The organism is Methylobacterium sp. Leaf118 (genome assembly GCF_920984675.1).
Classification (GTDB): Bacteria; Pseudomonadota; Alphaproteobacteria; order Rhizobiales; family Beijerinckiaceae; genus Methylobacterium.
Genome location: NZ_CAKLBV010000004.1, coordinates 144396 through 151964 on the forward strand (window position 1 = coordinate 144396; position 7569 = coordinate 151964).

General features: G+C 72.3%; 8 protein-coding genes and 1 pseudogene. 2 read left to right on the forward strand and 7 right to left on the reverse strand.

The window, feature by feature from the left end; genetic code table 11:
- Window positions 1-147: 147 nt before the first annotated feature.
- Together LW587_RS03455 and LW587_RS03460 are read right to left on the reverse strand one after the other, a co-directional pair.
- Window positions 148-1431: an aspartate aminotransferase family protein gene (locus LW587_RS03455; protein WP_232628214.1), complete on the reverse strand. Its 1284-nt coding sequence runs from the start codon at window positions 1429-1431 to the stop codon at window positions 148-150.
- A 52-nt stretch (window positions 1432-1483) separates the two neighbouring features.
- A complete protein-coding gene (locus LW587_RS03460; RefSeq protein WP_232628200.1) occupies window positions 1484-1714 on the reverse strand; it encodes a heavy-metal-associated domain-containing protein in 231 nt (76 codons plus the stop codon).
- A gap of 297 nt (window positions 1715-2011) precedes the next feature.
- Between LW587_RS03460 and LW587_RS03465 the strand changes: the two genes are divergently transcribed.
- Window positions 2012-3505 (forward strand): EAL domain-containing protein, encoded by a 1494-nt coding sequence (locus tag LW587_RS03465; RefSeq protein WP_232628201.1) that lies wholly within the window; start codon window positions 2012-2014, stop codon window positions 3503-3505.
- Window positions 3506-3662: 157 nt separating this feature from the next.
- Here LW587_RS03465 and LW587_RS03470 read toward each other — a convergent pair whose 3' ends face one another.
- From LW587_RS03470 to LW587_RS03480, 3 genes are all read right to left on the reverse strand, one after another.
- Window positions 3663-3890, reverse strand: a complete 228-nt coding sequence (locus tag LW587_RS03470; RefSeq protein ID WP_232628202.1) for a hypothetical protein — start codon at window positions 3888-3890, stop codon at window positions 3663-3665.
- A 225-nt stretch (window positions 3891-4115) separates the two neighbouring features.
- Window positions 4116-4646: a protein phosphatase CheZ gene (locus LW587_RS03475; protein ID WP_232628203.1), complete on the reverse strand. Its 531-nt coding sequence runs from the start codon at window positions 4644-4646 to the stop codon at window positions 4116-4118.
- A 107-nt stretch (window positions 4647-4753) separates the two neighbouring features.
- Complete coding sequence (locus tag LW587_RS03480; protein WP_056243882.1) at window positions 4754-5137, reverse strand: response regulator; 384 nt, start codon at window positions 5135-5137, stop codon at window positions 4754-4756.
- 434 nt (window positions 5138-5571) lie between these two features.
- Here LW587_RS03480 and LW587_RS03485 point away from each other — a divergent pair, with 434 nt between their 5' ends.
- Window positions 5572-6588 carry a bifunctional riboflavin kinase/FAD synthetase gene (locus LW587_RS03485; RefSeq protein ID WP_232628204.1) on the forward strand — a complete coding sequence of 339 codons (1017 nt, stop codon included), beginning with the start codon at window positions 5572-5574 and terminating at the stop codon, window positions 6586-6588.
- A gap of 24 nt (window positions 6589-6612) precedes the next feature.
- On the opposite strand, the gene LW587_RS03490 is transcribed toward LW587_RS03485, so the two are convergent.
- A complete protein-coding gene (locus LW587_RS03490) occupies window positions 6613-7470 on the reverse strand; it encodes an extracellular solute-binding protein (protein WP_232628205.1) in 858 nt (285 codons plus the stop codon).
- Window positions 7443-7569: pseudogene (locus LW587_RS03495) on the reverse strand (ABC transporter ATP-binding protein); the annotation flags it as partial. The pseudogene LW587_RS03495 and the gene LW587_RS03490, both read right to left, overlap by 28 nt.

The following is a 7569-nucleotide window of genomic DNA, read 5'->3' on the forward strand; positions in this document are numbered from 1 at the left end:
GACGCACGGCCCGAAAGGACGGACCTTCCGGCCACGATAACCCGATCGCGGCAGTTTGGGCGAAGGCGGGAGAAAATGCGTCTCGGATTTTTTTGAGAAACCCCGAGAAGTTTCTTCAGGGGATGCCGTTTCCGTGAGGGATAACGATCAGGCTGCGGCCCGGATCGCGGCGCCGAGACGCTCGATGATCTCGCCGATCTCCGTCTCGCCGACGATGAGCGGCGGCGACAAGGCCAGCGTGTCGCCGGAAACCCGCACCACCAGATCGTGATCGTGGAAGGCGTGCTCCATCACGGCGAAGCCCCGGGCCCCCGGCGCGTCCGCCCGGGGCGCGAGGTCGATGCCGGCGGCGAGACCGACGGTGCGGATGTCGAGGACGTTCGGCGCACCGCGCAGCGTCATCACGGCGTCGGCGAAGGCGGGCTCCAGGGCCCGCGCCCGCTCGAACAAGCCCTCGTCCCGGTACAGGTCGAGGGCGGCGAGCGCCGCCGCGCAGGCGAGCGGGTGACCCGAATAGGTATAGCCGTGGAACAGCTCGATCGCCCGCTCCGGGCCCCGCATCAACGCGGCGTGGATCGGATCGGCGACGATCACCCCGCCCATCGGCACGGCGCCCGAGGTGACGCCCTTGGCGAAGCAGATCATGTCCGGCGTGACGCCGTAGCGCTCGGCGGCGAAGGCGTGGCCGAGACGTCCGAAGCCGGTGATGACCTCGTCGAAGATGAGGAGGATACCGTGGCGGGTGCAGATGTCGCGAAGCCGCCGGAGATAGCCCTGCGGTGGCGGCAGCACGCCGGTCGAGCCCGCCATCGGCTCGACGATGACGGCGGCGATGGTCTCGGCATCGTGGAGCGCCACGATCCCCTCGAGCGCGTCGGCGCGGTCGGCGCCCCATTCGGGCTCGCCGCGGGTGAAGGCCTGGCGCTCCCGGTCATAGGTGTGGGGCAGATGGTCGATGCCGGCCAGCCCGGCACCGAAGACGCGGCGGTTGTTCGGCAAACCGCCCACGGCGATGCCGCCGAAGCCGACCCCGTGATAGCCCCGCGCCCGGCCGATGAAGCGGGTCCGCCCGCTCTCGCCACGGGCGTGACGATAGGCGAGGGCGATCTTCAGGGCCGTATCGACCGCCTCGGAGCCCGAGTTGCAGAGGAAGACGTGATCGAGGCCGGCCGGGGCGAGGGCGGCGAGCCGCGCCGCGAGGGTGAAGGCCCCCGGATGGCCGAACTGGAACGGCGGCGCGTAATCGAGCTGGCCCGCCTGCGCGCGGATCGCCGCGACGATCGGGGCGCGGGCGTGCCCGGCATTGCAGCACCACAGGCCGGCGATGCCGTCGAGAATCTCCCGGCCGGTCTTGTCGCGGTAATGCAGCCCCTCGGCCCCTGCGAGCAGGCGCGGCGCGCGCTGGAACGCTCGGTTGGCGGTGAACGGCATCCACCACGCGTCGAGGTCGTTCCGAAAGGCCTCCTGCCCAACCACGGCGCCCTCAGCCCGTCATCGCCGAGGCGGCGTAGCCCGCCTTCGTCAGTGCCTGGGCCACGTCGAGGCTCTGGGCGCATGTCGTCGCGGTGACGCGCCCCCGGGCCACGTCCACCGAAACCTGCGCCTCCGGGTCGAGCCGCCGGATCGTGCGGCGCACAGCCTCCGCGCAGCCCTCGCAGGTCATGCCGTCGACGCGCATCATGAGGTCGATCGGGTTCGGGCGGCTGGCATCCATGAAGACCTCCCGGCAGGGCAGGGCGCGGCCGTTCCACGGCGCACCCGGACCCGCACCATGTCGTCACCGGCGCCGCCGATGACAAGTCGAACGCGCAAGACCGGGGAAGGAGGCCGCATTCGCCCGGGAGAAGCCGGCCGGCCGGCTTGCGGCGTGGTACGGGCTCGGCGACATTGGCGGCACGACGGGCCCGGGGCGAAGCCGACGCCCGCCGCCGCCCGGCCTCGGGGCGTGACCCGATCCGTTCCGAAGACATCGCGGCGCGTCGCCGCCCGAGAAGAAGCGCGCCGATCCACGGTGAAGACACCGAAAGCCTCGACGATCAGCCCGCGCCGCACTCCCTGGATTCTCGGCGTGATCGGCGCCCTGATCCTCGTCCCTCTCGCCTATGTCGCCCCCCTCTGGGCCGCCTCCGGGGTGTCCGGCCTTGCGATCGTCGCCGGACTGTTCCTGCGCCGCCGCCTCGTGGCCCTCGACGCCGCGCAGGAGGTCGTCTCGCGGGAGATCGGCGTCCTGTCGCAGCGTCTGGTGAAGCTGGAAGCGGTCGCCTCCGCCCTCGTCCAGAGCCGCAACCAGGCGGTGCCGTCCCCCGCCTCGTCCCCTGCCTCGTCGCCTGCCCAGGCCGCCGCGCCGGGCGAGGCCGCCGGGGCGCTGGAGGCGAGGCTCGCCGCCGGCATCGAGGAGGTCACGGCGGAGATCGGACTGCTCAGCGGCATCGTGCGCGAGCTCGCCGCGGTGGTGGCCAACCAGGACGGCGACATCGCCCGGCTGAAGGAAGAGGCCCGTCCGGCCCCCCCCCTGGTCGTCCCGCAGGCCTCGATCATCCCGTCCCCGGAGCCGGCCCTGCGGGCGACCCGCGGGCCCGCGCCGGAGCTGTCGCCGCCCCCGGCCCGCCTCATCCCGCGCACCGGCCTGCCGTCCGGGCCGCGACCGGAATTGCCCCCCCGCGATCCGGCGGCGGAGGCGGCCCTGGTCGAGGCCTTCGACGGCGACGGCCTCGAGGTGTTTCTACAGCCGGTGGTGACACTGCCCCAGCGCAAGGTCGTCTCCTACGAGGCCCTGGCGCGGCTGCGGGTCGGGGCCGACATCCTGACGCCCGACGCCTTCCTGTCGGTGCTGGAGCGGCACGGCCGCACCACGGCGCTCGACCGGCGGATGCTCCAGCGGGTCGCCACCATCGCCCGGCATCTCCAGGGCCGCGGCAGCCCGGCATCCGTCGCCTATGGCCTGACGCCGCATTCGCTGTTCGAGCCGGGCTTCCTGCGCTCCCTCGGGCGGATGGTCACGGACGGGCCGGATCTCGCCGGCCGGGTCCTGCTCGCCCTGCCGCAGGCGAGTTGGCGCAATCTCGACGCCGAGCAGGCGGCCCTTCTCGCCGGTCTCAGGGGCCGGATCGGCTTCGTGATGGACCGGCCGATCGACCTGCGCTTCGACGCCGTCGCGCTCGCCGAACGCGGGATCGGCCACGTCAAGGTTCATGCGGGCCTGCTGCTGCGCCCGCTGCCGCCGGAGGCCAGGCCCGAAATCGCCTTCGAGGATCTGGTGGTGTCGCTCGCCCGCGCCGGCATCCGCCTCGTGGCGACCGGCGTCGAGAGCGAGACCGAGGTGCCGGACCTGATCGACCTCGACGTCCCGCTGGCGCAGGGCACGGTCTTCGCCGCGCCGCGGGCGGTGCGCACGGAGATCCTCACGGAAAATCAGGCCGCGGCGCCGCCTCCGCCTCCAGACCCGCCGCCGACCCCGCCCCCCCAGCGCCGCCCCTTCCGCGACTTCCTGCGCCGAGCGGGCTGAGCCTCCGAGGCCATGGCCGGCCTCGGGGCGTTTCGATCGTCCGGATGGATCAGGCTGGAAAGCGCGTCGGCGCTCGCGTCGACGCCCGACGCGGTGGACGCCGCGCCGCGACCGGGCCAGGGAACCGGCCGGAGGAGCGAATCACAGGGAGCCCGCGTCAGGCCGGCGGGGCCTCGCGCTCCAGGCGGCGGCGCAGGCGGGTCGCGCCGTAGATCTCGGCCAGCCGCTGGCGCGCAGCGTGGACCGGCGGAGCCTGCCGCTCGGCACGGGCGGCGGCGATCACGAGCAGGGTGGTCGCGATGGAATGTTCGAGGCGCCCCTGCGCGCGGGCGCGGTCGAGGACGTCGCCGGTCGCACGGTCCGGCCGCTTGTCGATGCTCGCCATGGTCAGCCCCTCAGGATCCGTTGGTTCGAATCCACGCCCGTTGTCCGGGACGACCTAGACAGTTTTTCGCACAAGCGGTGACGCGATCAAGGCAGCTTGGCCGTAACCCGCCCGGGCGCCTCGTTCCACGCGGAGGGGTTTTCCGCCGCCGCAGCCGGCGCGTTCCTCGAGGGGCGGCGAACGTCCGCGAGCCGGGCCCGCACCGGACGGGGCGGTTCGCCTCGGTCAGTCGAACAAAGCGTCGATGGCATCCTGCGCCGTGGCGGGGCCACCCACCTGCGGGCCGTTGAGCAGGAGCGCCTCGTTGCGGCTGCGGCGGGTGCTCTCGGCCTCATCGACGCCGGCGGCGTCCCGGGCCTTCACCGCGGAGCTGAAGCGGGAGAGGCGACCTTCGAGCTGGCTCATCGCCTCAGCGACCTTGGCGATGCGCTGGCCGGTGATGTCCTGGAAGGCGCAGGCCTCGAAGATGTCGTAGATCTTCGCCTCGACCGCGGCGCGGTATCCGGGCGACTCGGGCAAGGCGAGGATGGCCTCGGCATTGCCCATGATCGAGTTGGTGGCGCCCGCCGTGGCGGCCACCACCTCGCCGAGCTCCTCATGGACCATCGGCAGGCGGTCGCGCGTCAGTTCGTTGGCCCGCAGGAGCGCAATGGCATCCCGCAAGTTGGCGATGTAGTCGGCGATGTCGAGGAGTTCTCGCACCATCGCCGACGGGGTGGAGGGCTGCGACCGGGCGTCGCGCGCGAATGCTGCCATCGGTCCCATGGGTAAACTCTCGAGCGTGCTCCCGGAGGACGCGTCCTCGGCACCGTCCCGCGACCGGCGCGGGACGCGACGGCCGCAGGTGGGCACCAGCGGCGTGGTCAGGCGCCGCAGACCGCTTCGATCTTGGTCTTGAGCGTCGCGGCGTTGAACGGCTTGACGATGTAGTTGTTCACGCCGGCCTTCTTGGCGGCGATGACGTTCTCGGTCTTCGACTCGGCCGTGACCATGATGAACGGCGTCGTGCGCAGGCCCTCGTCGGCGCGGACATGGCGCAGAAGCTCGTAGCCCGTCATCGGCTCCATGTTCCAGTCGGAGATGACGAGGCCGTACTTGCGGCCCTTCAGGCGGGCGAGGGCGGCGGTGCCGTCGGACGCCTCGTCCACATCCTCGAAGCCGAGCTGCTTCAGAAGGTTGCGGATGATGCGCACCATGGTCTGGTAGTCGTCGACCACCAGGATCGGCATGCTGAGGTCGAGGGCCATTGAATCGTGCTCCGTTGTCCCTGTGTCGGTTCCGGCGGCCCGCCCGCGCGAACGGCGTCGCGTCCCAGAGGCGAGGCGAGGGGGTCTCCCGTCTTCGAGACATTAGACACGCGCGAATTGCGAAGCGGTTAACCGCCGACCCCGGCGCGCGGACGGCGGCGGCACAGTCTCGAATCCCGGGGGAGGGGACCTGCGGCGCCCCGCGGGACCGGGCGCGAAGGCGGCGCGCGAGGCGCTTTCGAGAGGGGCCTCGCATTCGGAACGCGAGGCCCGTCGCGCGGCGGGCGATCGCGGCGCCTCGGCCCGCCGCCTCGCTTGACCCGACAGGCGGATTTCGCCAATTCGGGAGCGCCCGGAGACCGGCCCGGGCCGATCGGAACGGGCCCCGTCCCGCCGCTCCCGGCCGGACCGCAGCCACGCCTTCGCAGGAGCCGATGCCGTCAGGCGATCCGAACGCCCCGTCCCTCGGGACGGAGACCGGTGCGAACCCCGTGGGCCGTGCCTTCGCGGTCTGCCGTGAGGACGATCCCGTCCCGCCCGCTCTGCACGGGGCGGTGGCCGCGCTCGGCAATTTCGACGGCGTGCATCGGGGTCACCGCGCCCTGATCGAGACGGTGCGGCGCGAGGCCGGATCGCGCCCGTCGGCGGTGCTGACGTTCGAGCCGCATCCGCGCGCCTTCTTCGCCCCCGATCAGCCGATGTTCCGCCTCACCGGCCCGCGGGCCAAGGAGATCGTGTTCGCCCGTCTCGGCCTCGACGGATTGTTCGTGCGCCGGTTCGACCGGGGGCTCGCCGCCACGAGCCCACGGGGCTTCGTGGAAGGGCTCCTGCGCGACGATCTCGGATTGTCCGGCGTGGTGATCGGACACGACTTCCATTTCGGCAGCGGGCGGTCCGGCACCCCCGCGATCCTGGCCGAGCTCTGCGCCGGGGCGGGCATCGCCTGCCGGATCGTGCCCGCGGTCGCGGCCGGGCCGGGCGACGCGCCGATCTCGTCGAGCGCGATCCGGGCCGCGCTCGCGGCGGGCGACGTGGCCTGGGCCAACGCGCTGCTGGGCTATCGCTGGTTCGTGCTGGCCACCGTGCGCCACGGCGACAAGCGCGGGCGGACGCTCGGCTATCCGACGGCCAATCTCGCCCTCGAATCCTGCGGACTCGCGCACGGCATCTACGCCGTGCGGGTCCGCTTGGCGGATGGTCGCCTGCTCGCGGGCGTGGCGAGCTACGGGCGCCGGCCAACCTTCGACGACGGCGCGCCGCTCCTCGAGGTCCACCTGTTCGATTTCTCCGGTGACCTCTACGGCCAGGAGGTCGCGGTCGAACTCCTGGCCTACCTGCGCGGCGAGGAGAAATTCGCGAGCGCCGAGGCCCTGATCGCGCAGATGGACGTGGACTCGGCGCAGGCCCGGGCCGCGATCCGGATGGACGCGGCCCCGTCGATGCTCGGATAACCCGGCCGGCCGGGTTCCGGGGCCTTACTGTCCGCCCTTGCCCACGCTCTTGTCCGCGGTCTTGCCCGCGCTCGGGAAGAACAGCGCCTCGCCGTCGATCGTGTAGCTCGCGATCGCCGCCTGCCCCTCGGGCGAGACCAGCCAGTCGATGAAGGCCTGCCCCTCCTTCACCTTCACGGTCGGGTGCTTCTCCGGGTTCACCAGCATCACGCCGTAGGGATTGAACAGGCGCGTGTCGCCCTGGACCAGGATCGTCAGGTCGCCGCGGTTCTTGAACGAGAGCCAGGTGCCGCGGTCGGCGAGGAGGTAGGCGCCCAACGCCGAGGCCGTGTTGAGCGCCGGGCCCATGCCCTGGCCGACATCGCGGTACCACGCGCCCCGCGCCGCTGCGAGATCGACCCCCGCCTCCTTCCAGGCGCGCAATTCGGCGCTGTGGGTACCGGAGCGGTCGCCCCGCGACACGAAGGGCGCCTTGGCGGCCGCGAGCTTGCGGAAGGCGTCCGACAGGGTCGCGCCCTTGATGCCGGCCGGGTCGGCGGCGGGGCCGATCACGACAAAGTCGTTGTACATCACGTCCTGGCGGGCCTTGGCGAAGCCCTCGGCGACGAATTTCTCCTCCGCCGGGCGATCGTGGACGAGCACCACGTCGGCATCGCCCCGGCGCGCGGCGTCGAGGGCCTGGCCCGTGCCCAGGGCCACGACCTTCACGGCAATGCCGGTCTTGTCCTTGAACAACGGCAGGATGTGCTTGAACAGGCCCGATTGCTCGGTCGAGGTGGTCGAGGCGACGACGATCGAGGACGGCTCGGCCTGGACCGGGACCGCCGCCGTCAGGGCAGCGAGCAGTCCGAGGGTCAGGATGCCGCGGCGAAGGATGTCCAAGGCAGTTCTCCGGTGAGGTAGGCCCGCGCTTCGGGCGTTCGGGGTGAGAAGAGGACGGTTCGGGTCGGGCCCTGCTCGACGGCCCGCCCCCCGGCCAGC

Coding starts and splice junctions, on each gene's coding strand:
- LW587_RS03455 (WP_232628214.1), bottom strand. CDS start 1,431: ATGCCGTTCACCGCCAACCGAGCGTTCCAGCGCGCGCCGCGCCTGCTC.
- LW587_RS03460 (WP_232628200.1), bottom strand. CDS start 1,714: ATGGATGCCAGCCGCCCGAACCCGATCGACCTCATGATGCGCGTCGAC.
- LW587_RS03470 (WP_232628202.1), bottom strand. CDS start 3,890: ATGGCGAGCATCGACAAGCGGCCGGACCGTGCGACCGGCGACGTCCTC.
- LW587_RS03475 (WP_232628203.1), bottom strand. CDS start 4,646: ATGGCAGCATTCGCGCGCGACGCCCGGTCGCAGCCCTCCACCCCGTCG.
- LW587_RS03480 (WP_056243882.1), bottom strand. CDS start 5,137: ATGGCCCTCGACCTCAGCATGCCGATCCTGGTGGTCGACGACTACCAG.
- LW587_RS03485 (WP_232628204.1), top strand. CDS start 5,572: ATGCCGTCAGGCGATCCGAACGCCCCGTCCCTCGGGACGGAGACCGGT.